This is a genomic window from Buttiauxella cochleicola, assembly GCF_021282405.1.
GTDB classification, from domain to species: Bacteria; Pseudomonadota; Gammaproteobacteria; order Enterobacterales; family Enterobacteriaceae; genus Buttiauxella; species Buttiauxella massiliensis.
In genome coordinates, this window is record NZ_JAJSOU010000010.1 from 171,098 (window position 1) to 195,875 (window position 24,778).

The following is a 24,778-nucleotide window of genomic DNA, read 5'->3' on the forward strand; positions in this document are numbered from 1 at the left end:
ATGCTTGATTTAGGCACGCATCAAAAACGTAAAATTCTGGTGGTCGATAGCAGTATTCAGGACGTTAACACCGCCAACGGGCGCGCAGTGGCAGAGCTTATCGAGGCGCTTGAAGAGAACAACTTTGCCGTGATTTCAGCGGCAACATTTGAAGATGGCATCGCAACGGTCACCTCCGATGCCTCACTGTGCTGCATTTTTGTTGACTGGACTTCCGGCGGCAATGACGACCAATCCCACAGCCAGGCTTTCGCGCTGTTGCAAACTATTCGCCGCCGCAATAAGAGTGTGCCGGTGCTGTTAATGGCCGAGCACTCTTGCGTCGATACATTAACGCTCGATTCAATGCGGCTGGTGAATGAGTTCGTCTGGATGCATGAAGATACTGCCGAATTTATTGCTGCCCGTGCACGTTCGCTGATCCAGCGCTATTACGAACAACTGCTCCCACCTTTCACCCGCGCACTGTTTAATTACACCCTGGAAAACCCGGAATATTCATGGGCGGCACCGGGACATCAGGGTGGTGTTGCCTTTACTAAATCGGCGGTGGGACGAGAGTTTCTCGATTTCTTCGGGGAGAACTTGTTCCGCACAGATACCGGTATTGAACGCGCAGCCATGGGTTCGCTGCTTGACCACAGCGGGCCAATTAAAGCCTCAGAAACTTACGCAGCCGAGGTGTTTGGCGCACATCAAAGCTATTCGGTGTTAAATGGCACCTCCGGTTCTAACCGCGCCATTATGCAGGCGGTTGTGGGCGAACTGGAGATTGCGCTGTGCGACCGCAATTGCCATAAGTCCATCGAACAAGGGTTAGTGATGACGGGGGCGCTGCCAGTCTATTTCGTGCCGACGCGCAACCGTTTTGGCATTATCGGGCCGATTCCGAAGCGCCAGTTCACGCCAGAAAGCATTCGTGCAGCCATTGATGCCAACCCACTCAAGCATGAAGTAGTGAGCGATAAACCCGTGTACGCCGTGGTAACTAACTGTACTTATGACGGTATGTGTTATCACGCCGAAGCGGCGCAGGAGTTGCTGGCGCAAAGCGTTGACCAGATTCACTTCGACGAAGCATGGTATGCCTACGCCCGCTTCAATCCGATGTACAAAGGTCGCTTTGCCATGCGTGGAGACCCGAAAGATTTCGACCGTAATGGGCCAACGGTTTTTGCTACTCACTCCACACACAAACTATTGGCAGCACTGTCGCAAGCCTCATACATCCATATTCGCAACGGCAAAAAGCCCGTCGAGCATTCGCGGTTTAACGAATCATATATGCTGCAAGCCACCACTTCCCCGCTGTATGCGATTATCGCTTCCAACGAAATCGGTGCAGCGATGATGGATGGCGGCCAGGGTGAAGCACTGACCCAGGAAGTTATCGTTGAAGCGGTGGATTTCCGTCTTGCGCTGGCAAAAGTGCATGCCGCATTTGCCAAAAAAGGCGAGTGGTTCTTCTCGCCATGGAATGCGCCAACCATTACCGATGCATCCGGTGCTGAAGTGCCGTTTGTTCAAGCCTCACGTGAGCAACTCACCACCGATCCCGCCTGTTGGACACTCAAGCCTGGGGATAAATGGCATGGCTTTGAGCAACTGGAAGATGAGTGGTGTTTACTTGATCCGATCAAAGCAGGGATCCTTGCTCCCGGGATGGGAGATGATGGCAACTTACTTGAGTCAGGTATTCCGGCCGCGATGGTGACCGCCTACCTTGGCGAGCGTGGGATCGTTCCCTCGCGAACCACCGATTTTATGGTGCTGTGCCTGTTCTCAATCGGCGTAACAAAAGGCAAATGGGGCACGCTGATTAACGTGTTGCTGGAGTTTAAAGATGACTACGACAACAACACGCAACTCAAACGTTGCTTGCCCGACCTTATCAGTGCGGACGCCGCACGCTATGCGGGTATGGGGCTAAAAGATCTGTGCGATGAGATGCTTAACTACATGAAAACCAGCCAGATGGACAAACTGCAGGCAGAGGCGTTTGGCAATATTCCCGTGCCGGCAAAACGTCCGCGCATTGCCTTCCAACAACATATGGCAGGCAAAGCAGACCATTTACCTATCGACCAATTACCGAACCGGATTTCCGCCGTCGGTGTGATCCCTTATCCACCGGGCATTCCGATTGTGATGCCGGGTGAAAGCTTCGGCGCAGCGGACGGGCCGTGGCTGAAATACATTCACAGCATCGCGCAATGGGGCGAGAAATTCCCTGGTTTTGAGAAAGAACTGGAAGGAGCAGAGTTAATTGATGGGGTTTATCACATCTGGGCGCTTAAACAATAATTAGCTCAGGGGAAAAACTCTCGGGAAAAGGCTGTTCGCCGCAACACGCGATCAGCCGGTTCTCGACGCAAACATGATGAAGATATCGGTCTGGCGGGCAAAGTGACTCCAGCGGTAAATTGAGCTGATTCATTTGCCAGACCGTTCCTCCGCGCTGTTTGAGCACCGCCTCGTGCGCCGTCCACAAGCGCCAGAACGACACCATTTTTTCATCTTCAGGCAACGATTCCAGCCAATCACAAAGTGGCGCACTAAAACTATGCCGGGCAATCGCCATAAAACGCGCACGCAGGCGAATGAACTCAATATCGCAACCCACATCCCCTTCACCCACCAGCACTGCAACAGATGAACCTGTGTTACTGATATTGAAAGCAGGCAGTGCCGGATGAAACGGCTTACCGTGAGCGCCCCGCTCTAATTTCGGTAACGGGCCGTCATTGAGCAGCATCGCCAGCAAAATTCTGGCAGCCAGCCATTCTGCGCGGCGTAACCCCACAGGTGCTTCTTCCAGCAATTGAGGTGACAGCCAGCGTGTAGCGCCCGCTAAACACGCCGCATCGGCGAATGCCAGGTGATAGCCGTTTACCGCCAACGGCGCATCACCAGTGAAGTGTTAATTCCACCAAAGGCGAAATTATTGCTCTGCACAAACTCAGTGTCGATTTTTCGCGCTTCACCCATGATGTAATCGAGCTCGCCGCACGCCTCATCTGGCTCAGTCAAGTTGAGTGTTTCGGCAAACCAACCTTCACGCATCATCTCGATACTCATCCACGCTTCCAGCGCACCACAGGCACCGAGCGTATGGCCCAAATAACTTTTCAGTGAAGAAATGGGGGTATTGGCACCAAAAATTGCCGCCGTAGCGTGACTTTCCGCAATATCACCACGATCGGTTGCGGTGCCATGGGCGTTAATGTACCCAATGTCGCGAGCCTCAAGCCCCGCCGAAACCAGGCCGCGCTCGATACAGATTTGCATGGTTTCTTTCTGCGGCTGCGTGATATGTGCTGCATCACAATTGGTATGAAAGCCAACAATCTCAGCATAGATTGTCGCGCCACGTGCCAGGGCATGATCAAGATCTTCAAGGATCAACGTCCCTGCACCTTCACCAATGACTAGCCCATCTCGTTGTTTATCAAACGGTGACGGTGTGCTCTTTGGCTGGTCGTTACGCTGGCTGGTGGCAAAAAGCGTATCAAATACTGCCGCTTCCGAAGGACATAACTCTTCAGCTCCCCCCGCAACCATTACTGTCTGGTAGCCATGGCGAATCGCTTCCCAGGCATAACCAATCGCCTGACTACCTGACGTGCAAGCACTGGAGGTTGGGATCACCCGCCCACGCAAGCCAAAAAACAATCCGGTATTGACCGCTGCGGTATGCGGCATCATCTGCACATAGGTCGTGCCGGTAATATTGCGGGTATGTTTTTCAGTGAGCATGGTGGCGAACTCGCTCACCGGCCCGGTGCTACCGGTCGAAGAACCATAGGCAATGCCAGTTTCGCCACTGGTGAGAATAGGGTCGTCGAGCAAACCCGCCTGAATTAACGCAAGTTCCGTGGCCCTGGTCGCGAGCAGCGAAACGCGCCCCATCGCCCGAATACGCTTTCGCGTGTAGTGCTCCGGCAACGTAAAATTATCGACCGGCGCACCGAGCATGGTGTTCAGCCCATCGTAAATTTGCCATTCTGGCATATGACGGACCGCGTTTTTACCAGACTTCAAGCCCGCAGCCACATCCTGCCAGTGAGAGCCAAAAGCAGTCACGCCACCCATTCCAGTTACTACTACACGGCGAATCACAACATACCTCCATTGATGGAGATAACCTGGCGTGTGACATAACCTGCAACCGGTGACATTAAATAGCGCGCAAGTCCTGCCACTTCTTCAGGCTGGCCCATGCGTTGCAGCGGAATCATGCGCATCGCCTCACTTAGCGCCGCCTCTTCCATTTCAACCATGCCGGTATCAATCAAGCCCGGTGCGATACAGTTAACGGTGATTTTGCGTTTCGCCAGTTCTATAGCCAGCGCTTTAGTGGCACCGATAATGCCCGCTTTTGCGGCGCTATAGTTCACCTGACCACGGTTGCCCATCAGGCCAGAAACCGACGAGAGCGTAATGATTCGCCCACCTTTGCGCAGACCAATCATCGGCATGACGCAGGGTTGAATTACATTATAAAAACTGTCGAGATTGGTACGAATAACACCATCCCAATCATCATCACTGAGTGCAGGAAATGCGCCATCGCGAGTCATACCCGCATTATTGACCACTCCCCAATACGCACCGTGAGTTTCGATATCAGCCTCGAGGACGTTGCGACATTGGCTACGGTCTGAGCTATCAAACTGCATCAGCCGCCCTTTTCCACCCTGAGCCGTAATTTGCTCAAGCGTATGCTGGGCACCCGCTTCGTCACGATGGTAATGCACCACTACTGCAAATCCGTCGGCGGCAAGCCCCAGAGCAATCGCCTTGCCAATCCCCTTGCTGGCGCCGGTTACTAATACCGTCTGTGTCATCTTGCTATCTCATCAAAATAATTGTTTTAATTCATTATTATCAGGCTGATATGTATTAACTCGCCCGCTCGCTAGTACGTTGCCGTCCGCGATAATTTGTCCTTCGAAACTACCTATCTTTTCATCACGCATCAGCAGCGTGACGTGGCATTCCAGTAACGCGCCTTGTGGGAAGGCGCCAGCCGGGCAGCGTATTCCACGCCCACCCAACAGCATTCCAACCAGGCTTTCTTCTTCACCATTTTTTTTCGCATGCCAGCCTGACCACACGCCGACCGTCTGGGCAATCAATTCGATAGCAAACCAGCCCGGTAAATTGCCTTCCCCATCAAGAAAAGGTGCAAGCACACCGAGGTTGCTTACCGTTACCTGACAATGCGCACTTTCTTGTTCCACCGCCACTACCGATTCGAGCAAGCACATTGGTGCTTCGTGCGGTAAGTAGTGTTGTGGGGCAAGAAAATCAGTCATGAGAGACTCCAAAAATCAGGCAAGCATTATTGCCGCCAAAAGCAAATGAGTTCGATAGCATTATCGGTTTGAGGAATGGTTGTGGCGCGGTGAGTAGACCACAGGGCGCAAGGCTCATGTCTTGATGCGCGTCAGTGAAATCTTGCGCAGGCAGCAGTAAGTCGCGCGCTAACAGCAAATAACAGAGCACCGCTTCACAAGCCCCTGCGGCACCTAATGTGTGCCCGGTCAGATGCTTAGTAGAGCTTGAAGGCACGCTTTCGCCAAAAAGTTGATTCACCACTTTGGCCTCGATTTCGTCATTCAGACGCGTGGCAGTGCCGTGCATATTAATATAGCCAATATCATGCGCCCCGATTCTGGCCTCACGCAGCGCCATTTCAATTGCGCGAATAGCCCCAAGACCTTCCGGATGTGGAGCTGACATATGCCAGGCATCAGACGACTCACCCACTCCCAGTAAACAGACTTTCCCCGGCTCTTTGGTGAGTAAAATCAAGGCGCCAGCCTCACCAATGGTAATGCCGTTGCGCTCGGCGCTAAACGGCTTGCAGCGCTCGTTACTTAATGACTCCAGACTATTGAAACCGTTGATAGGCATCCGGCTGAGGGTATCTGCGCCACCCACAATCGCAGCATCCACCATTCCCGACTCAATCAGCCTTTTACCGGTAATCATTGCTCGCGCGCTGGAAGAACAGGCGGTTGAAATGGTCAACGCCGGGCCAAAAAGTTGCAAATAGTCGCTCAGAAAACGTGAGGGATCGCCAAGCTCTTGCTGGCCATAATAATAAGAAGCGGGCGGAGAACCTTCGTGGCTGCCGCTGACCATACGGTCACCTTCATCAAGCCCTGAAGTACTGGTCCCCAACACGACTGCCACGCGCTCGTTTCCGTATCGTGCAATGGCGTCATCCACCTGCGGGCGAATTTGTGCCAGAGCAGCCAATAACAGACGGTTATTTCGGCTATTGTACTGCGCCATTTCTGGCGCTATTTCTGGTAATTCGCCGCAAACACGCCCGACCCAACATTCGCCCTGCTGCAACCAGCCATCGGTATCTGGCCCCATACCTGGTGCAGTATTGGCCTGCAAATTTGCTGCTATTTCGTCAAGGTTGTTACCCAGGGCGTTGACCATTCCGGCAGCAGATAGAGTAATCATAATTAGCTGTCCAGATGCTGAATACTGATGACATAACCGAAACGATGGTGGTGCACACTCACCGGCTGACGACTGCCGTTACGCATCAGATAATGGATTGTCTCAATCAACTCCCCCTGGTCATCGCGCAGTTCGCGGCGGGAATCGACATCTTTTAATGTCCAGCCTTCAGGTAACTGCGGCTGCCAGGCGCTTATCGGCCAGTAGCTCAACATAATATCGGCAAGAACCTGACTTGCTGGAGGTAATTCTGGCAGCGTCATTGACTGCTCGGTTTTCACGCCCTGGCTGTCATACGTCAGGCGGAATAAACGAATCCCTAACGGCGACAAACCAGCCAGCATGATTTTCTGCTGGTCAGCATTGAGGAGCACCATCAATGATTGGGTTTTGCCTTTGACTTGCGCAGTCAGCAATTGTTGTTGGGTAATTGACGGCGTAATCCCAGGCGGGGGCAACGTCACTAAAGTGCCGGCTTTTAACCAGGCCTGCGGCCTTGAGGTATCTGGTTTTGTTGTGCTGCACGCACTCAATAATAAGGAGCCAAGCAACAATGCCAGTGTAGGTAGTATTTTCATTATTCTCTCTTTCCCTGAGTAGGTAGGGCTAAGGGGGCAGTCAGGAATGCACAGAAGATGCCGCAACTGAGCACAATGCCAAAGCTTGCGATAGCTTGAGTCTGGCTAAAGACCAGCATGCCTAATGTGAAGAGTGTGGTCAGCAATGCCACACTTATTGCCAGAAGCGACGTCAACGGGGTGCCACGTGGGTTACTAAAGAACAGCGTGTAATTGATGCCAATCCCGAGGACTAGCACCAGCGCCAATAGCGAGAACAGGTTTAATGTATGTCCACTGAAGGCAAGTGCTGCAAGCCCACACCCCAGCGATAACAGCGAAGGTACCACACTTAATAACCCGCGTTTTACACCGAGTCGCAGCACATAACTGATGGCAATCGCCACAACAGCCGCTGCCAGTAAAATAGTCAACAAACTACGGAAATGGCTGAATAATTCGTTAAACATCACTTTTCTGTCGACCCAACTTACGCCAGGTAACTTTGCCGCAATGTTGGCAAGAAATTCACTATTGTGAACACCATTTACTGGCACTAACGCGCCGCTTTTACCGTCCGGCAACGATAACCACAACAAGCGCCAGCCGCTACTGATCACGCTCTTTTGCCAAAGATCCGGGGTCACTGCCATTTGCTGTAAATTGGGCGCTGTCACTGGAATGCCGCTTTCGGCAAGGCGTTTTTGCAAAATGGGTGCGGCTTCGCGCAGCAGAAGCAAATCCGCCTGTTGCTGCTCAAGAGAGGCTAACGGAATCAGGCGATAGCTATCGATAGCTTTTTGCTTTTTAGCCTCTGCAAGTTCAGGAGCCAGCTTTTCCAGGCGTTGCAGCGTTTGCTCGGCGGTGTCGCCATAAACCACAAACCATTTCTGATCCATGCCCTGTCCGGTCAAAGCGGTAATGGCCTGCTCTTCACGTACCAGATCCTGCGGCAATGCCTGGAAACTGGCGATATCATCATTGATTTTTAAGGATGCCATTCCCGCGAGGCTAACCACCAGCAACGCAAACGGCACTCCAAAGCGCACCGCTTTTTTGTTCTGCCATGCATCAAGCCAGGCAGTAAGTAACCGGCTATAAGGCACAGCCCTAACCGGCAAGCCGCGCACCGCAAACGGGTACCAGCAAACCACCGTCAGGCAGGAAGCAATTAAACCACTGGCGGCAAAAACGGCGAGTTGGCGAATACCGGGGAACGGCGCGAGGATCATAATCAGGTAGGCAATAGCGGTTGTTGCCAGCGCCAGCAGTAAAGCAGGAAGCACTTTGCGTAAACTCGCGATGGGTGAGTTTTCACGGCCATGCACCATTCGTTCGGTAAGGTAATAGAGCGTGTAATCGGCCGAAACACCAACGATGCTCATGCTCATAACAAGCGTCATCAGGTGCAGTTCACCAAAGCAAAGTAGTGTGATAGCGGTGCCTGCCAGTGCTCCAATCGCAACCGATGTGACACACAATAGTAAAGGCCGAACTGAGCGAAACACCGCAAGCACCAGTAGCAACACGCCAATCACCGTCGCCAGGCCAAGCGTTGAAACATCATGCTTTGCCTGTTGGCTTGCGTAATCACTGTAGAACAGCGTGCCACGTGACATCACTTCAGCCTGCGGGAAGTGCTGTTTCAGGTTTTGTTGCAAGGCTTGCAGTTGCTCAACCGCTTTGCGCCCCTGCTGCATATCAAACGATGAACCTTTCAGCTCACCATGCAGCAAATACCAGTAACGCCCCTGTTTATCACGTGCCACCAGCCAGCCGTTCATCAATCGCATCTGACTGGCCGTTTGTTGCAGCGCCAGTTGAGACCCACGCACCAGCATCAGCGGATCGTTTGTCAACTCTTTACCACTGACCCCAGAAAACGCCGAGTACAGTTGCGACAACACCCACTGAGCCTGCGCTTCGCCACCATTTTGCAAACGACCGCGAGTTTGGTTATCAACCAGGCCATTGCGATGCTCGAAGTAGAATTTCCCCCACTCCTGCTGGCCTTTTGCATCCATTGGCCCCTGCACACCCGCAAGGAATGGCTGCTGTTGCAGTTGCGTTTGCCACCATTGGGCCGCGGCTGGATCTGGTTGATTGCCGGGGCTGACCATCCACATCATTTGCCTGTCGAGACGTTGCAGAAAACCGTTCTCGATTTGTGCTGGGACTTTACCTAGGCTACTGGCGGGCAACAGGGACAGCACGCTGCTGTCGAGCCGCGCCTTTGGCAACAAAGTTGCGAGCAACACCACCAGCACAGTGACTATCACAAGCCAGCCCCATGCCAGACGACGATGCATATTAGAAAGCGAAGCGCTGCTGCTCTTCATGAGTCAATTTTCGTGGGTTTAGTCGGTGGTCGCTAAAGGTGATTTCCGTAAAATCGCCCTGCAAATCATTCAGTGCAATGCGATTAAGGTATTTATCGCCTTCCAGGGTAATCGTACTAAACAGCTTATCGAGCGGCGTCGTAGTTGGCGTTAAGACCAGTTGCCATTTGCCATTGCCCTGGTCGGTAAAGGCGCTGGAAAAGTTTTCATCAAGCACTTTACGGTCGGCCTGGAATAGAGCGCGTAGCAAATGATTGAACTGGAACATTTGCGGGTTGCTATCTGCGGTAATGATTTGCGGGGCCTGACTGCCCATGACCTGCACCATGTGGCTATCATCAAGCACCAGCGTCATCGGGAATGGGTGTTGTTGCTGCCACCACAAGCCTTTGCTTTTAGCGATCAACACTTCACCGCTGGAATGCAGCGGTTGCGCCATTCCGCTAATTTGACGGTCTTGCTGGAATTTTGCCCGCACCACCGGCTGCGATGCAAAGCTACGTTGCACGTCATCGAGGGTAATTGCGTTCGCCATAAAGCTGATACACAGCAAAGCCATTAAAATAATCTTATTCATGACTCAAGCCCATGCGTTCAAAAAGTATCTGAGGGGAGACGAAACAAAGTTCTCCGCTTGTTGCCTCAACGGCAACCTGGATGGTGTAACCAGATGTAGCGCGTTTGCCCGTTTGGGCATCAACAATTTCATAGCCGATTTTTAGGCGGTTTTCATACTCGAGTACCGTTGCGCGCACCAGAATCTGTTGTTCAAATTTCACCGTATCACGGTATTTAACTCGAGTGTCGACAACCGGCCAGACAAAGCCAGACTCACTCATGGCACGATAGCCATAATCAAATTGGTTGAGCAATGCTTCGCGCGCCACCTCAAAGTAGCGGAAATAGTTGCCATGCCACACAACGCCCATCGCATCGACATCATGGAATGGGACTTTGATGCTGACCTCCACAGTAAAACGTGGGTCATTTAACATCCGGACTCCTTTTCTGGAGGTAATTGCCAGAAATCATAAAAATTAAACCAATCGAGCGGCGAACGCAGTGCGTAACACTCCAGACGACGCGCGTAATTATCAATATGTTCTTGTAGTGCTTGTTGCCGAGTTGCACGTGGCAACACCAAAGGATCGGCAAAATTCTCAGCATGAATACGCAGTTTGCCTTGTTCACGCAAAACCATCATCAAAATGACCGGGCATCGTAATGCGGCGGCAAGAATAAACGGCCCTTGCGGGAAAGGGGCCTGGTTGCCCATAAACTGGCTCCAGCATACGCGCCGCTCACCACCACGTTGCGTGTTAACGGCAACCCGATCACCGACGATCGCGACCCACTCCCCGGCATCGAGTTTTTCTTGTAAAAGCATGGCAGTTTCCGGGCCAATATGGCTAACCGGCAGCAGATTCACACCGGCCTGTGGAGCAATTTCTTCAATAATCTGACGAAAGCGTTGGGCGTTGTCAGTGAAGACGAGCGCATTAATCACAAGCCCAGCCTCAACCTGAGCCAGTGCGCGGCTGGCTTCGATATCACCCAGATGTGCGGCGAGGATTAACTTCCCCTGCCCGGCCTGCGGTTGTAAAACTTCACGGCTACCGGGGGCAAACTCGATATCACGCCCCCAGAGAATGTCGCCACGCCAGGCAGCAATTTTGTTAAGCATTGCATCACCAAAGCGTAAGAAGTGGCGATAGCTGTTTAACCCTGTGGGCAGTGTGACGCCCAGGCATTGTGCCTGTTGACGAACCTGAGCCAACCACTGCTGTGATGCCTTACGCTGCGTGCCGCCGGTTAACCACATCCACGCCACCACCGGATAGAGCAATGCGTTAAATGCACGCCGCCCCAGACGTTGGTAGATATTCAACATTAAGCGCATTCCCGCCAGCCCCTTACGTTCTGGCACTTGCGCCCAATGAGTGCTCTTTCGACGACGCGAGAGTAATGCCGGAACGCGCGGTAACATGCCGAAGAAGAGTCGCGTATGCATCCACGAGATGCGCAAGTTGTCGCGAAGTGCGTCAAAGTGCGACAGGCCATCTGCCGGATAAATCACTCGCGTGCGCAAAAAATGGCTGTCGGTGCCAGCCCAATATAAACGCACCATAATTTCGGTATCGAAATCCATGCGTTTACCTGGGGAGTGTTTCGCAATAACCGCAAGCGTTGCCGCCAACGGATAAACACGGAACCCACACATGCTGTCTTTTAACGAGAGTGACAGAGTCTCAATCCACACCCAAACGTGCGTGACATAGCGCCCGTAAAGACGCGATTTTGGAACAGAATCATCGTATTCCGGCATTCCAGAAATCAGGCAGCCCGGATGCTTGCGCGCTTCATCTAAAAAACGTGGGACATCTTCAATACAGTGCTGCCCGTCAGCATCAAGTTGGATAGCATGGCTAAACCCTGCCTGTGACGCCGCTTTAAGGCCTGTAATGACTGCCTCCCCTTTTCCCTGATTGGTTTCCAAATGGATAAGGGTGACTCCGGTTAACTGCGCCAGTTCCTGCTTTGTTGCAGCATCACTACCGTCATCAACAATAATCACTGGCAGTGCAAAAGGTTGCAGACGTTTCAGCACCACCGCCATTGTCGCGCCGTGGTTATAACATGGGATCACCACACAAGGGCGAAAAGCCGTGGTCGTTACGGACATAGCTTAATTTTCCCGCTGCTGGCAGCAACACCACCCTCTTCGTTTAACAGGGTGTAAGTGAAACTCAATACGCAACGCGTAGCATCCCATTGCAGATTCAGCTCAAGTTCGCTGCCCGGCACAATCGGGCGTTGGAATTTAACGCTATCAATCGAACAAAAGCGCATTCCCGGTGCAAGTGCGGCTCCATAAGCCATCACCCAATCGAGCTGCGCCACGCCAGGTAATAACGGTTGAGTGGGAAAATGGCCAGCGAACCAGCCTACCGTTGCCGGAACAGCTAAACGTAGGCACAGTTTTCCTGCTTCGGGTTGCGAGCGCTGTAACTCAACGGGTTTCATCAAATAACTCCTGTAATTGCACCCACGAACGCTTGCCTTGGCTATTGTGCGGAATAAGCTCAACGATGCGCCAATAACGTGGAATGGCGATTGGCTCAAGCCAGGCGCGGAGTGCCTCACGCCAGAGTTGTTTATTAGCCGTTTGTTCACAAGCAACGACCACCGCCCCCAGCGCAATTCGGTTACCGCGCATAATGGGAACGACAGCGGCATCCTCAATACCTGGAAGTGCCAGTAATCGGCGTTCAATTTCACTCAGAGAGATGCGCTTTTCTTCGATTTTTATGATGCGATCGCGGCGACCTAATAAGCGAAAACTCCCCTTCGGGCTAAATTCGAGAATATCGTCTAACTGCATGCACCGTTGATGAATCAATGCTGATTCAACCTGCCAGCCATCACTCTGCGGGGTAAAGCGCACTTGCGGGAAGGGCTGCCATTCAGGCGAGATTTGCGAATGTTGCCGCCATGCCAGCACACCTGTTTCGGTGGTACCGTAAATTTCTGATACCGGTGTTTTAAGCCACGCTCGCGCATTTTGCGCGGTATCGTCATCGAGTTTCCCGGCGGCGGAAATCACGCTTTTAAAAGTTGGAGCCGCGAGGTTCGCATCGAGGCGTTTTAAAAATGCCGGGCTGCTGATAAACAATAAAGGATGGTTTGAATACGCCACCAGTTGCTCAGGGAAGTGAATCATTGCAGCATCACTGGCAAGACCAAGGGCCATTGGCAGCATCACACGGAAAGTAAAACCATAGAGATGCTGGTGTGACACCGAGCCCACCACGCGACAATCACGTAGCTTTTCGCCCCACAATGCCGCAAGCCAGGCGATCTCTTCATCCAACGCTTGTAGCGTTTTGAAGATTTGCGCAGGTTCACCAGTAGAGCCCGAGGTAAATAGCACCACACCCGCATCGACATGAACCGGTTCGAAGGATTGGACTGCCGTATACGCCAGAGTTTGCGGGTTTATCACCGGGCAGTTAAGGTTGAGCGGCACATCGCTAATGACGCCGCAAAAATGCATTTGCTGTTCGCGAAGCTGTGCTTCCCGGCAATGCCCAGGGATCACTGGGGTTTTACCCGCATGCAGTGTCGCCAAAAGCGCGGTAATAAAGGCGTAGCTGTTATCAAGACAAAGCGCCCAGCGATCGCCCGGCTGTGTTTTTAGCCAGCCATAAATACGCTGAACATCAGCGATTAAATCGGCCTGGGTCCAAAGATGCGCCCCTTCAAACGCCACAACATGTTGCGGATGGCGACCGCTTAGCCACAGCTTTAGTGGTAAAGGATTATTCATAGCGACGTTTCACCCGCTGCCTCACCAACCATTCACCGGCAAATAACGCCCCCATCAGCAGGTAACTCGCCATTCCATTCCACAATGTCCACCAGTGGATGTTACCCGCAAGGCAGGTGAATAGTGCCATGCTGCCATTCAGGATAAAGAAAATGCACCACACTTGCGTCACGCGACGGGTATATCGCACACCCGCTGCCGGTAAATCCCCTTCACGCCAACGAGCCAGGCGTTCAATCAAAGATTGGCTACTCCACAGCGAGGCACCAAATAGTGCCAGCATCACCACATTGACCACCACCGGATACCACAGCAACAGCTGTGCTTCACGCATCCAAATACTGGCAAGAGATAACACCGCTCCCGCAATGGCCAGCCCTTTGAACGCACGGCTCAAAGCACCCGTTTTGCCACGCAATGCGCACAAACGCAGCACAAAGCACAACGCCAGAATAGGCAGCAAAATGTGTAATTTTGGATATGAAAGGGCTAACCAGACGGCAAAGGGCCAACCTATTACGGCTAGCCCTCCGACAATACTTAGCGCACGTTTTGCCAGCACGCTTTAAGACCCGCTATGCAAACGCTCAACCGCGTCTACGACATCCTGTACGGTACGAACCGTTTTAAAATCTTCCGGTTTGATTTTTTTACCGGTGCGTTTTTGCAGATGCACAACCATATCTACCGCATCGATACTATCGAGATCCAAATCTTCGTAGAGACGAGATTGCGGGGTGATTTGCTCAGGAGAGAGTTCAAATAACTTAACCAGTAACCCGGTGACTTCCTGATAAATATCTTCTTTATTCATAGCGTACTCGTGGTTTCAATCAGGCGCTGTGCGCAGGGTTTTGACTATTAATAAATGCGGCCAGATTCGCGACCGAGTAAAAATGTTCGCGCATCGTTTCGTTTTCTGCGGATAACACCACACCATAACGTTTTTTAACCGCCAGACCCAATTCCAGAGCATCGATGGAATCAAGGCCAAGGCCGTCGTTACCAAATAACGCAGCCTCACTTTCAATCTCATCGACACTTATCTCTTCGAGATTCAGGGTGTCGATAATGAGTTGTTTAATATCGGTCTCTAGAGATTGCATATCACCATCCGAGTCTTAGAGTCTATCTGAGTAGACTTTTAAAAAGGGTCAGGAACCAATTCCTGACTTAAAAATTGGCTAAGGCGGCGCGCCGCAATCGTCGGGGCATCGTCTTGGTTTGCCATAAAGCTTTGGCTGTCGATCCGCTGTTTAACACTCACGGTAATCATCGGCTTGCGCTGAGGTATCTGGTACCAGCGGCTGTGTTTGTCCAGATAACGCTGGTCACAATGAATATGCACCAGACGCAATTCACATCTACAACGCACAGCAATATTCGCAGCACCTCGCTGGATAACCAGCGGTTCACCCGGACGGGTACGCGTCCCTTCCGGGAAAATCAGTATCGCCTCCCCTGCCGCTACGCGTTTCTGGCTTTCAGGAAGTAATGTTTCGCCCTGACTATTAACCAGATAGTCAGCGGCTTTAATCACGCCGCGAAAACAGGGATTGTTCACAAGGCTTGCTTTCACCAGGCAACCAATATGCGGCGCCTGAGAAGCAATAAACACGTAATCGAGCAGCGTCGGGTGGTTTGCGACTATCAAACATCCATGATCGTTTGCTAATTGCGCACAATTTTCGAAGCGATAATCAAACACGCCAAGCAGGCGTCCGATGCGTAAAAATAGCCGGAAACTGGCGGAGATGCTACGGCGAGCAATCTCACGGCGTTTGCCATTATCGCGAACAAACAGTAACAGCAAGTTAAACCATACCAGTGACAACGCCAGGCCACCGCTACCAAATAGAATGAATAACCAACCGGTCATCAGCACGCGCCAGCACCACTCTAAGCGCCCCCACATTAATGACGACTCCAACGCCAGCACAGGCGTTCACCAATAAGGGTAAAGGTCTGCTCGTCACTGAGCCAGCCGTGCAAAAATGCCAGCCCCTGCGGTAAACCTTGCGCACCAGAGGTTTGGCTCGGTGTTGTTTCACACTGGATCTGCGAGCCAGCTTCCAGCAACAATGCCACCGCAAATGGCAGGCTGACCGTTTCACCTGGAAGATGAGAGTGATAAAACTCAGGAATCAGCCCATCGAAATCCACCAGCATCACGCGTTGATACCCGGAGTGATGCAGCGATGCCACTTCAATTAATGCCTGCGCAAAGCTGTCAAAACCCGCAGAAACAGAGGACGAAACCAATGCTTGTTGGGCGGCAATCGTGGTATTGCCTACCGCTGAATTGTGTACTGACATCGCAAAATCAGTTGGTGAGAGACTTTCTTCGCACGCTAATGCGGTTAAAATCCGAAAGTTTCGCTCCAGCTCACCATGGCGGCTGGAAAAAACCAGCGCATCAACATTTTGTCGGGACAAAATAGCAAGGGCACAATCAACAGCAAGACGGCTACCTGATGCCAGACGGCGCGCGGTCATCATAGGTAGATGGCGACTTTTGGCAATCGGGGATGAAACATCAATAATCGCTGCGGTTTTCCCCCATGCCTGCCAGTCATCATGTTCAGATAAACCTGGTGCACTGGCCTGCCAGTCGACAACCTTAAACGCTAACTTCATGCTCTGTACCATCAATCATCTGCGACGTCCCGTCAGATATATATCTTCGAATTTATGCCGACTATAAAATAAGTCTTAATTTTACGGGATTTTTCTTAAGCCGCTTATATTTTGCGCGTGTTGAATTCATCAACGGCGGGGAATAGTAACAAAAATGACTGGGAAATAAATATTCATACATCGATTCCAACGGCCTGCTAATCACAGGCCGCGGATTCTAACGGTATGTGACTTCCAGAACTGCCAGTTGGTGTTGCGCGTCAATGTAGCGCATTTTGGTAGAAAACGGAGCATCGCCACCAGCCGTATAATTATTCAGCTTATTGAGTGCAATGGTCTGAACAACTGGCTTTCCGTTTTGGGTACAGGAAAATTTAACCGACTGTGCCTGAGGTGATTGCGATAAACGACAACCATCTTCTACTACTGCCCCCTGAAAATGAATCACACCACCACTGGCATGAGCATTAAGTAAAGGGAAAGCAAGAAGTAAACCAGGCAAAAGCATTGAACATCTTAAGCTTACTGTATTCACGCTACGGACTCCTCAACTGAAGTGGTATGAGGGTTATCGGCACAAAACGGTGAACGCTACAGTTAAAACCTGGTATATAGAAGAAATAAAATCCACATAACCGCTACATTTATTAAACATTGCCCGGCGGAGCCCACTCTTTTTCCAGATGAATATCTTTTCCATCCGACACGGTTACCGTAATGGTCACATTATCTCCAGGAGAGATATTCATGCTCATCCGCGTTAACCTGGCAGGTTCATTCGCTTTTATAAAAATATTCCCGCTTTGGGTGCTGTTGCTTTGCCCTCCTGAGCCGGAACGTAGCGCGGTGAATTTGTAGGAACACTGGCAGTCCTGAGTAAGCGTAGCGACAGGTACGATGGTGTACATATCTCCCTGCTGCTGGGTATCGAAAGCAAGCTGATTACTTAGCGCGACTAATAAAAGTAATGTGTGCATAGTTTCCCCCAATAAAAAGAACAGGGCATAAAGGCCCTGTTCTTTTTTGTCTGGATTAGCAGTTAGTGCTGATAGACATTGGCCTGGTTACCCCAGCCAGACTGAGTTACAGCTGCCGAAGCGCCAGTTGTAGCTTGTGTCACATTGGCACCGTTAAAGTTGCCGTATTGTTGGACATTCAATTCGGCACGAGTACTTGCCTGAACAAGATTAGCCTGGTTATTATTACCGCTTTGCAGTAGATCAAGGCTGCTGGATTTTGAACTTTGGTTAACGTTAGCGCCGTTAAAATTACCAAGTTGAGTCACAGTCAGACCTTGATTGGTGTCGCCATAATTGCCATGACCACCACTACTACCATGTCCGCCCTGATAGATTTGACCAGCCAGTGCACTTCCCGAAACCACCAATGCTGCTGCGATTGCTGCTACTTTAATAAAGTTCATGGTGAAACTCCCATCGGATTGATAATTTAAGCCCAAATAGCTAGTGTATTATCTTTGGACAACACGGACTGCCATTTGTGACCTTACTTGCACTACAACTGCGGTATAACCAGTACCCGTTTGGATAATATTTGCTTTATTACCAGAACCTATCTGTTTAATTAAAGCAGTATTACCCGAAGTTGTTTGCTCAATATTCGCATCGTTAGCACTGCCAACTTGTGAAATATAAGCAAGATTATAACTCCCTGATTGTTCAACATTAGCTCTGTTAGAAGAACCTGTCTGAGAGACCAGTGCTAATTGCTTGCTTCCATTCTGGTCAACGTTGACATTATTATAATTGCCAGCCTGACCAATAATTGCTGCCTGATTTAGCGATGACCTACTTAATTCGTTCATCGCAAAGTTATATTCTGATCTGGCAAGATCGGGATTATTTGCAAGAACATAACCAGGCGTTCCCAACAATGCTAACATCACAAGTAACGATCTGTTCTTCATGTTGTCACCCTGGGTCTAAATACTTCTACTAATAACACTTGCCGTAAACGTTGAGAAGAAATGTTATCTCTGCGTTACGAAAATGAGTATGTCCGTCGAAACATTTAAAATATCTCACCCGCATGTTGTATTTTTATATTTCCACTCATTACAAAGTATTAGTGGAGTAAAAAAAACCAAATACAACAAAGGGTTCAAAAACGATTATTTTAATTCGCGTATGTTTTTTAAATTCATCACATTTATCAAGCATGGATTTGCCGTCTGGTTGAATTTAAAGACTGCTATTTGGCAATTTTTAGTGTGTCCATGTCACGGTGATGAGTTTTCTTAAGACAGCTAACAACTGCGAATGTAATGCCAACAATTTACATGTGTTAAGTTGAAAAACGCATAAGGATAAAAATAAATAATCAATACAAATCAATGATATATACTTATTTGTATGATTTTTAAAACTATGCAACTTATAATTTATGTACAACTTTAGTGCTAAAACTAAATAGAAAAAATCTCCACCTGCAACATTTTAATATCTACAGTTACATCCTGTAACAGCTTTAACACTTGCTTTAAGATTAGTAACCGCTAGATTGAAATCAGCAGTAACATTTTGTTTAACACATTAAGTCAGGTCGTAACTTAACGATATTTGACAGTGTTATATTAATTTCAAACACAGCAGTGCAGCACCTATCAGTACTTCTGGTGAATTAACTTTCTGTTAATTCAGCTGATTGATGCGCAAACTCGGACGGAGTTTCATCATGTTTAATGAAGCCCATACAATAAATAGTCAGGCGTTAAGTGCTCAAAGTTTATTGTTGATCACAAAACCCTCGCTACAAGCTACTGCGTTATTACAGCATTTAAAATCCTCACTCTCTATAAATGGGAAACTTCATAATATTCAACGCTCTCTTGAAGAGGTCGCTGGAAATGTTGTGGTGCTTTTCGATATGGTCGAGGCCGATAAAAAGCTGATTAACTATTGGCAAGATAACCTAAGTCGTAAACATAACAGCATTAAGTTGTTGTTATTAAACACTCCTGAAGAGTATCAATTCCGTGACATAGAAAATTGGCCACATATTAATGGTGTGTTTTATATGTCAGAGGAAGAACCGCGTGTGGTAGAGGGTATCCGTGGTGTAATGGATGGAGAATGCTACTTCTCGCAAAAGTTAGCCAGCTATCTTATTAATCACTCAGGGAATTATCGTTTCAATAATGTTGAGTCCTCCCTTCTGACTCACCGTGAAAAGGAAATACTTAATAAATTGCGTATTGGTGCCTCGAATATCGAAATCGCTCAGTCGCTATTTATAAGTGAAAATACGGTAAAAACGCATCTCTATAACCTTTTCAAAAAGATATCCGTAAAAAATCGCACTCAGGCGGTTTCCTGGGCAAACGATAATCTCAGGCGATAAGGCGATGAAATTACAAGCTGCTTTACTGCTGGCGTCAGTATTAGTCTGCGCCTCCGGGGGCGCTCGCGCCGTAGAAGTGGAAGTTCCCGGATTGTTGACGGATCACACCGTTTCATCTGTAGGGCATGAGTTTTATCGTGCCTTTAGTGACAAGTGGGAAAGCAGTTTTACCGGAAACTTAACCATAAATGAGCGGCCCAGTGCCCGTTGGGGAAGCTGGATAACCATTACTGTTGATCAGGATGTCATCTATCAGGCTTTTTTATTCCCCTCAAAACGTGATTTTGACCGAAATGTCACTATTGCATTAATCCAGACTGATGAAGCAATTAAACGCCGGCAAATTGATAAAACATTATTGAGTACCGGTGATTTAACCAGCGACGAATTTTAGGAGGCTGTCATGCGTATCACTCATGCAGTTTTATCTTTACTGCTGATATCCCCTTTATCCTGGGGAGGAAATATGACTTTTCAGTTTATAAACCCTAATTTTGGTGGTAACCCAAATAATGGGTCCTTTTTACTTAATGAGGCACAGGCTCAGAATTCCTATAAAGACCCTAGCTCAAGTGATTTTGGTTATACCGCGCCTTCTGCACTGGATAGTTTTACTTCCGCAATTCAGTCGCAACTGCTCGGTGGGCTATTGACCAATATAAATACCGGTAAACCGGGCCGGATGGTCACAAACGACTTTATCGTAGACATTGCTAACGTTGATGGTCAGTTAAGACTTAGCGTTACTGACCGTAAAACTGGCCAGATTTCCATAATTGATGTCTCAGGATTACAAAACAACGCTACTAATTTTTAGTGGGTATTAAACGACAAAAAAGTATTTAAGGATAAACATTATGCAGCGCTTACTTCTCATCGTAGCAGTGTGTTTATTAAGTGGTTGTTTAACCGCACCACCTAAAGAAGCTGCGAAACCAACACTTTTGCCTCGGGCACAAAGTTACCGTGACTTAACCCACTTACCACCGACAAAAGGTAAGCTATTTGTCTCAGTTTATAATATTCAGGATGAAACAGGGCAATTTAAACCCTATCCTGCAAGTAACTTCTCAACCGCGGTACCACAGAGCGCAACCTCTATGTTGGTTACTGCTTTAAAAGATTCACGCTGGTTTGTTCCATTGGAACGTCAGGGCCTGCAAAACCTGTTAAACGAACGTAAGATCATTCGTGCAGCTCAGGAAAATGGCACCGTTGCAGAGAACAACCGTAGACCACTAGATTCTCTAATAGCGGCAAACGTGATGGTTGAAGGTTCAATTATCGGTTATGAAAGCAACGTGAAATCGGGCGGTGTTGGCGCACGCTACTTTGGTATCGGTGGCGAGACACAATATCAGCTTGATCAAATAGCAGTGAATTTACGAGTAGTAAATGTTAGTACCGGTGAAGTATTGTCATCGGTCAATACCAGCAAAACAATTTTGTCTTATGAAGTGCAGGCCGGGGTATTCCGTTTCGTTGATTATCAACGCTTACTGGAAGGTGAAATCGGCTACACCACCAATGAACCTGTAATGATGTGTCTGATGTCAGCAATAGAAACAGGGGTTATTTATCTGGTTAATGATGGTATTAATCGCGGCTTGTGGGATCTACAAAATCCGAAAGATATTAACAATCCGATACTGGCTAAATACAGAGAGATGTCCGTCCCTCCTGAATCTTGATAATCAACAGATAGTAAAAAACCAGCCTCGGCTGGTTTTTTTATTTATTCGGCTATCACTTGAGATTCAGACTTCGTTTTCCGTGCTGCAAGCCACAGTCCGCTATTTTTCATCGCAAAACCAAACACCAGACCAAGTAATAAAGATGGCACGACAATCCGCCATTCACCCTGGTTTGCAAAGGTCGCGCAAGCACCAATAAATGTACCCGGCACAAACGAGAGCAACATATGCTTAGCCTGAATACACATCAGGAATGCCACAACACCGGTTACCATGTAGCCCAAAATCTCCAGGTGAGGCGCTATCGCACTACCGTGAATGATGACCTGAGCCCATAATACGCCGCTACATAATGTGCATGCAGAAATGAAAAGACCTTTGATACCGCCTTGCGGACACGCAAAATATGCGGTGCAACCAAGGAAGCCAGCCCAACTGATTAGACCAAGACTCACCGCAACCCAACCCCAGAGGCCAGAGAGAATACCGGTGGTCAATGCAAGAGAGATAAGTATGTTCATAGCGGCACATCATAGCAGAGCCTTATCGTTCGACTACGATCTGCCGCACATTTTTTGTAAACCAAAAATCCAAGTTGCAATTTATATGTGATTTAAATCACATTACTCATCGTCAGATTCTTCAAGTTCATCGCGCATTGCCTGAATGGCTTCACGGCTAATTAACGCCAGTGTGCGGTAAAACGGCGTTGTAGAATGCGCTTCGACTTTGCCAAGGAAAGTGCCAGCCCACGGCATCAGATAGTCGTCAAACAAGCGAACTTGCGCTTCAAACTCATCTTCCTGTGACTGATCTTCAAGCCAGGAGGCTGCCAGTAACAAAGTACCAAAATGATCGGCTGGTGTTTCGGCAAGAGGCATACCGCGCTGTTTTAGAAACTCGCGCACATCGCCCTCATTACTGCCAGCTTCCCATACTGAGCGATAAGGCGGCACGCTACACTCTTCACCAACAAACAGCGCATTGTAATCAGCTGCCAGCTGTTGAGGATCGCAGCTCTGTTGCAGGCGAGTCAGTAACTCATCTTGTTCCAGCGGCCAGTGCTCTGCCAGTTTGCCTTCGCGGATCATCGTCAACAATGGAACCAAAAGCGGATCCTGAGGCTGGCGATAATAAAGTGATCCTAAAATGCGGCAAATAATTGAAAACTCATTCATGCTAACGATCCATTTAGTAGAGATTTAACAAATAGAAATTAAAGTGTGGCGAACTCTTCGATTGGCGCCATACCGCGAGCTTCAAGGAAGCCAAGCATACGGGCGACTGAAACATTCAGAATACGATCTTCCGGGAACTCAACTTCGTCGAGAATTTTGCGGCACTCATCAAAATCCCCGAGAGTAAAGGCGGTGTGGGAATCTGAACCCAACGATAACCAGCCACCGGCATCACGCACTGCGGCAGCAATCGCACGGCAGTTCGGGCCGCTACCCTTACGTGAATGAGTAAATGAGGAGTTATTGAGCTCCAGCGCGACATTATATTTTGCTGCCGCCTGCGCTATAGCAGGAATATCGACCGGGAATTTCGGGTTGCCTGGATGGCTGATAATGTGGACATTGCCACTCGCCATTGCAGCAATCATCGCTTCGGTGTGAGTAGCACTATCCTGAGGCGGGAAAACAGGCTCGTGGAAACCAGCGATAATCAGATCCAGTGAGTCCAACATCGGCCCGGTGCAGTCAATTTCACCAGCGGTATTTTTTATATTAGATTCGATACCACGCAAAATACCGACACCATCAACCAATCTCGGCCAGATGCGCATATTCACAAAGTGCCAGTAATGAGGCGCGTCAGCCATGTCCGGGCCGTGATCGGTGATAGCAAACAACTTGATACCTTTGCTTTTAGCAATCGCAATGTAGTCATGAAGGGTGCTATAGGCGTGGGTGCTGGCGACGGTGTGCATATGCAGGTCAACGGGATACATGGCTCTCTCCTTATATGTCTTTCTCGCAAGGATAGCAGTTATCACCGTGGTTTTTTAGCCCGGCGCAAGCCGGGCTGTGCATTAATAACCGTGATGCAAAGAAACCTGGCCACTCGGCGACTCACCGTTTTCAATCTGGCGGATCGTTTTGGCAATATATTCCATTGCTTCCTGAGGACGAGTGACGGCTGCCAGATGCGGGGTTATGGCAATACGCGGGTGTTTCCACAGTGGGCTTTCCACTGGAAGCGGCTCCTTGGCGAAGACATCGAGCATCGCCCCTTTCACTTTTCCACTCTCAAGAGCGGCGAGCAAATCACTTTCAACCAGATGCACCCCACGCGCCAGGTTCATAACGTAAGCCTCATCCGCTAGTTGATTGAGCAACTGGCTGTTAATAATACCCACAGTTTGTGGAGTATTCGGCAGCAGGTTAATCAACACACGAGTGCCTTTAAGGAAGTCACCCAGTTGTTCAGTACCCGCAAAGCTGGTTACGCCCGGATACTCTTTTTTGCTGCGGCTCCAGCAACGCACCGGGAACCCCCAGGCCGCCAGGCTTTCTGCAACTTTCCCGCCCAGTACACCCGCGCCAAGCAGCCCGATAGTGAAGTCTTCACGGCGATAATCATCCAGCGGCTGCCATTTTGCCTGCTGCTTTAATGCCTGATAATCATCGAACCTACGGAACCAGTGCAATACCTGACTCACCGCGTATTCCTGCATCTGCAGCGCCATACCGGTATCTTCCAGGCGAAATAGTGGAACACCTGCTGGCAGCATATCCGGATGAGCCTGAAGCTTACTCAGAATAGAGTCCACACCCGCTCCCAATGCAAATACCCCCTTCAGCGTCTCGCGCCCACTGAGCATCTCCACCGGGGGATGCCACACCAGGGCGTAATCCGCAGGCTGGTTATCACCAGGATGCCATTGGCGAACCGTGACACCAGGAAGTTGCTGCTGCATACCTTCCAGCCACAGTTGCGTATTAAATGTTGGGTGATGAAAAATAATGTCCATGCTTTCTCCATTTATTCTTAGGCTTACGCGCAGCCCTAAACAATACATGAGATGAATGTAATAAAAAATCAGCGTGTAATGCTGTTTTAAGAAGCAAGTTGCTTGAAGTTTGGCTGAACGCACCAGATTTACTCAAAAGTGAATTGACGCAGGCCGTTCTTTTCCCTACATTAGCGCCCGTTCCAGATGTCAGGGAACAACAAAACGGTGAGGTGTCCGAGTGGCTGAAGGAGCACGCCTGGAAAGTGTGTATACGGCAACGTATCGAGGGTTCGAACCCCTCTCTCACCGCCATATTTAAAGAAGAGCTCGCATGTAAATGCGGGCTTTTTTTTCGCCCGAAACCCGTGGAGAGATGGGTGAGAACCCTCGACCCGAGGTTCGACAAATGCTTTAGCATTTGG

At 49.5% G+C, this 24,778-nt stretch carries 30 protein-coding genes and 1 tRNA gene; 6 read left to right on the forward strand and 25 right to left on the reverse strand.

What is annotated here, in order from left to right:
* Positions 1-2,304, forward strand: a complete 2,304-nt coding sequence (locus LVQ79_RS15025; RefSeq protein WP_232865559.1) for an Orn/Lys/Arg family decarboxylase — start codon at positions 1-3, stop codon at positions 2,302-2,304.
* On the opposite strand, the gene LVQ79_RS15030 is transcribed toward LVQ79_RS15025, so the two are convergent.
* The 21 genes from LVQ79_RS15030 to csgB all read right to left on the reverse strand — a co-directional run bounded on the left by LVQ79_RS15030 (position 2,294) and on the right by csgB (position 18,270).
* Positions 2,294-2,899 carry a 4'-phosphopantetheinyl transferase superfamily protein gene (locus LVQ79_RS15030; RefSeq protein WP_232865560.1) on the reverse strand — a complete coding sequence of 202 codons (606 nt, stop codon included), beginning with the start codon at positions 2,897-2,899 and terminating at the stop codon, positions 2,294-2,296. The two genes, LVQ79_RS15025 and LVQ79_RS15030, sit on opposite strands and share 11 nt — an antisense overlap.
* Positions 2,890-4,119 carry a beta-ketoacyl-ACP synthase gene (locus LVQ79_RS15035; RefSeq protein WP_232865561.1) on the reverse strand — a complete coding sequence of 410 codons (1,230 nt, stop codon included), beginning with the start codon at positions 4,117-4,119 and terminating at the stop codon, positions 2,890-2,892. Before LVQ79_RS15035 ends, LVQ79_RS15030 begins: the two co-directional genes overlap by 10 nt.
* Positions 4,116-4,847 carry a 3-ketoacyl-ACP reductase FabG2 gene (locus LVQ79_RS15040; protein ID WP_232865562.1) on the reverse strand — a complete coding sequence of 244 codons (732 nt, stop codon included), beginning with the start codon at positions 4,845-4,847 and terminating at the stop codon, positions 4,116-4,118. The genes LVQ79_RS15035 and LVQ79_RS15040 overlap by 4 nt, the downstream gene beginning before the upstream one ends.
* A 12-nt stretch (positions 4,848-4,859) precedes the next feature.
* Positions 4,860-5,318: a hotdog family protein gene (locus LVQ79_RS15045; RefSeq protein WP_151992626.1), complete on the reverse strand. Its 459-nt coding sequence runs from the start codon at positions 5,316-5,318 to the stop codon at positions 4,860-4,862.
* Positions 5,311-6,483: a beta-ketoacyl-[acyl-carrier-protein] synthase family protein gene (locus LVQ79_RS15050; protein WP_232865563.1), complete on the reverse strand. Its 1,173-nt coding sequence runs from the start codon at positions 6,481-6,483 to the stop codon at positions 5,311-5,313. The genes LVQ79_RS15045 and LVQ79_RS15050 overlap by 8 nt, the downstream gene beginning before the upstream one ends.
* Positions 6,484-6,485: 2 nt before the next feature.
* Positions 6,486-7,061: a DUF3261 domain-containing protein gene (locus LVQ79_RS15055; RefSeq protein WP_232865564.1), complete on the reverse strand. Its 576-nt coding sequence runs from the start codon at positions 7,059-7,061 to the stop codon at positions 6,486-6,488.
* A complete protein-coding gene (locus tag LVQ79_RS15060; protein ID WP_232865565.1) occupies positions 7,061-9,379 on the reverse strand; it encodes an MMPL family transporter in 2,319 nt (772 codons plus the stop codon). The genes LVQ79_RS15055 and LVQ79_RS15060 overlap by 1 nt, the downstream gene beginning before the upstream one ends.
* Positions 9,351-9,956 (reverse strand): outer membrane lipoprotein carrier protein LolA, encoded by a 606-nt coding sequence (locus tag LVQ79_RS15065; RefSeq protein WP_064517799.1) that lies wholly within the window; start codon positions 9,954-9,956, stop codon positions 9,351-9,353. Before LVQ79_RS15065 ends, LVQ79_RS15060 begins: the two co-directional genes overlap by 29 nt.
* Entirely contained in the window at positions 9,949-10,374 is a 426-nt protein-coding gene (locus LVQ79_RS15070; RefSeq protein ID WP_064517797.1) for an acyl-CoA thioesterase, read from the reverse strand. Before LVQ79_RS15070 ends, LVQ79_RS15065 begins: the two co-directional genes overlap by 8 nt.
* Entirely contained in the window at positions 10,368-12,062 is a 1,695-nt protein-coding gene (locus LVQ79_RS15075) for a glycosyltransferase family 2 protein (RefSeq protein ID WP_232865566.1), read from the reverse strand. Before LVQ79_RS15075 ends, LVQ79_RS15070 begins: the two co-directional genes overlap by 7 nt.
* The gene (locus LVQ79_RS15080) at positions 12,053-12,403 is read right to left on the reverse strand and encodes an ApeI family dehydratase (RefSeq protein ID WP_232865567.1); all 351 of its coding nucleotides are present in this window, start codon (positions 12,401-12,403) and stop codon (positions 12,053-12,055) included. Before LVQ79_RS15080 ends, LVQ79_RS15075 begins: the two co-directional genes overlap by 10 nt.
* Positions 12,390-13,706 carry an AMP-binding protein gene (locus tag LVQ79_RS15085; RefSeq protein WP_232865568.1) on the reverse strand — a complete coding sequence of 439 codons (1,317 nt, stop codon included), beginning with the start codon at positions 13,704-13,706 and terminating at the stop codon, positions 12,390-12,392. The genes LVQ79_RS15080 and LVQ79_RS15085 overlap by 14 nt, the downstream gene beginning before the upstream one ends.
* On the reverse strand, positions 13,699-14,268 hold the full coding sequence (locus tag LVQ79_RS15090) for a COG4648 family protein (RefSeq protein WP_232865569.1): 570 nt from the start codon (positions 14,266-14,268) through the stop codon (positions 13,699-13,701). The genes LVQ79_RS15085 and LVQ79_RS15090 overlap by 8 nt, the downstream gene beginning before the upstream one ends.
* Before the next feature lie 3 nt (positions 14,269-14,271).
* Positions 14,272-14,520, reverse strand: coding sequence for an acyl carrier protein (locus tag LVQ79_RS15095; RefSeq protein WP_064517788.1), 249 nt, complete (start codon positions 14,518-14,520; stop codon positions 14,272-14,274).
* Between the two features lie 19 nt (positions 14,521-14,539).
* A complete protein-coding gene (locus tag LVQ79_RS15100; RefSeq protein ID WP_064517787.1) occupies positions 14,540-14,812 on the reverse strand; it encodes a phosphopantetheine-binding protein in 273 nt (90 codons plus the stop codon).
* Between the two features lie 38 nt (positions 14,813-14,850).
* Entirely contained in the window at positions 14,851-15,621 is a 771-nt protein-coding gene (locus LVQ79_RS15105) for a lysophospholipid acyltransferase family protein (protein ID WP_232865570.1), read from the reverse strand.
* Entirely contained in the window at positions 15,621-16,343 is a 723-nt protein-coding gene (locus LVQ79_RS15110; protein WP_232865571.1) for a beta-ketoacyl synthase chain length factor, read from the reverse strand. Before LVQ79_RS15110 ends, LVQ79_RS15105 begins: the two co-directional genes overlap by 1 nt.
* 217 nt (positions 16,344-16,560) lie before the next feature.
* On the reverse strand, positions 16,561-16,878 hold the full coding sequence (locus tag LVQ79_RS15115; RefSeq protein ID WP_232865572.1) for a YmdA family protein: 318 nt from the start codon (positions 16,876-16,878) through the stop codon (positions 16,561-16,563).
* 112 nt (positions 16,879-16,990) lie between these two features.
* On the reverse strand, positions 16,991-17,320 hold the full coding sequence (csgC, locus tag LVQ79_RS15120) for a curli assembly chaperone CsgC (RefSeq protein ID WP_154149409.1): 330 nt from the start codon (positions 17,318-17,320) through the stop codon (positions 16,991-16,993).
* A gap of 62 nt (positions 17,321-17,382) precedes the next feature.
* Positions 17,383-17,766 (reverse strand): curlin, encoded by a 384-nt coding sequence (locus LVQ79_RS15125; RefSeq protein WP_232865573.1) that lies wholly within the window; start codon positions 17,764-17,766, stop codon positions 17,383-17,385.
* A 48-nt stretch (positions 17,767-17,814) separates the two neighbouring features.
* Entirely contained in the window at positions 17,815-18,270 is a 456-nt protein-coding gene (csgB, locus tag LVQ79_RS15130) for a curli minor subunit CsgB (RefSeq protein WP_232865574.1), read from the reverse strand.
* A 767-nt stretch (positions 18,271-19,037) separates the two neighbouring features.
* Between csgB and csgD the strand changes: the two genes are divergently transcribed.
* Genes csgD through csgG form a run of 4 tightly spaced genes read left to right on the forward strand, consistent with a single transcriptional unit; the run spans position 19,038 to position 21,394 of the window.
* Positions 19,038-19,703 (forward strand): biofilm master transcriptional regulator CsgD, encoded by a 666-nt coding sequence (gene csgD, locus LVQ79_RS15135; RefSeq protein ID WP_232865575.1) that lies wholly within the window; start codon positions 19,038-19,040, stop codon positions 19,701-19,703.
* Between the two features lie 4 nt (positions 19,704-19,707).
* The gene (csgE, locus tag LVQ79_RS15140; protein WP_154149417.1) at positions 19,708-20,097 is read left to right on the forward strand and encodes a curli production assembly/transport protein CsgE; all 390 of its coding nucleotides are present in this window, start codon (positions 19,708-19,710) and stop codon (positions 20,095-20,097) included.
* A gap of 9 nt (positions 20,098-20,106) precedes the next feature.
* Entirely contained in the window at positions 20,107-20,520 is a 414-nt protein-coding gene (gene csgF, locus LVQ79_RS15145; RefSeq protein WP_154149419.1) for a curli production assembly/transport protein CsgF, read from the forward strand.
* Positions 20,521-20,560: 40 nt separating this feature from the next.
* A complete protein-coding gene (gene csgG, locus LVQ79_RS15150; RefSeq protein ID WP_154149421.1) occupies positions 20,561-21,394 on the forward strand; it encodes a curli production assembly/transport protein CsgG in 834 nt (277 codons plus the stop codon).
* A gap of 44 nt (positions 21,395-21,438) precedes the next feature.
* Here the strand turns inward: csgG and LVQ79_RS15155 are convergent, their stop codons facing one another.
* From LVQ79_RS15155 to ghrA, 4 genes are all read right to left on the reverse strand, one after another.
* On the reverse strand, positions 21,439-21,918 hold the full coding sequence (locus LVQ79_RS15155) for a DUF1097 domain-containing protein (protein WP_232865576.1): 480 nt from the start codon (positions 21,916-21,918) through the stop codon (positions 21,439-21,441).
* Positions 21,919-22,020: 102 nt separating this feature from the next.
* Entirely contained in the window at positions 22,021-22,575 is a 555-nt protein-coding gene (locus LVQ79_RS15160) for a TorD/DmsD family molecular chaperone (RefSeq protein WP_064517763.1), read from the reverse strand.
* Between the two features lie 38 nt (positions 22,576-22,613).
* A complete protein-coding gene (locus LVQ79_RS15165; RefSeq protein ID WP_232865577.1) occupies positions 22,614-23,351 on the reverse strand; it encodes a phosphatase in 738 nt (245 codons plus the stop codon).
* Between the two features lie 81 nt (positions 23,352-23,432).
* Positions 23,433-24,374 (reverse strand): glyoxylate/hydroxypyruvate reductase GhrA, encoded by a 942-nt coding sequence (gene ghrA, locus LVQ79_RS15170; RefSeq protein ID WP_232865578.1) that lies wholly within the window; start codon positions 24,372-24,374, stop codon positions 23,433-23,435.
* A 206-nt stretch (positions 24,375-24,580) separates the two neighbouring features.
* Between ghrA and LVQ79_RS15175 the strand changes: the two genes are divergently transcribed.
* Positions 24,581-24,668 (forward strand) — tRNA-Ser (locus tag LVQ79_RS15175).
* Positions 24,669-24,778: the final 110 nt, after the last annotated feature.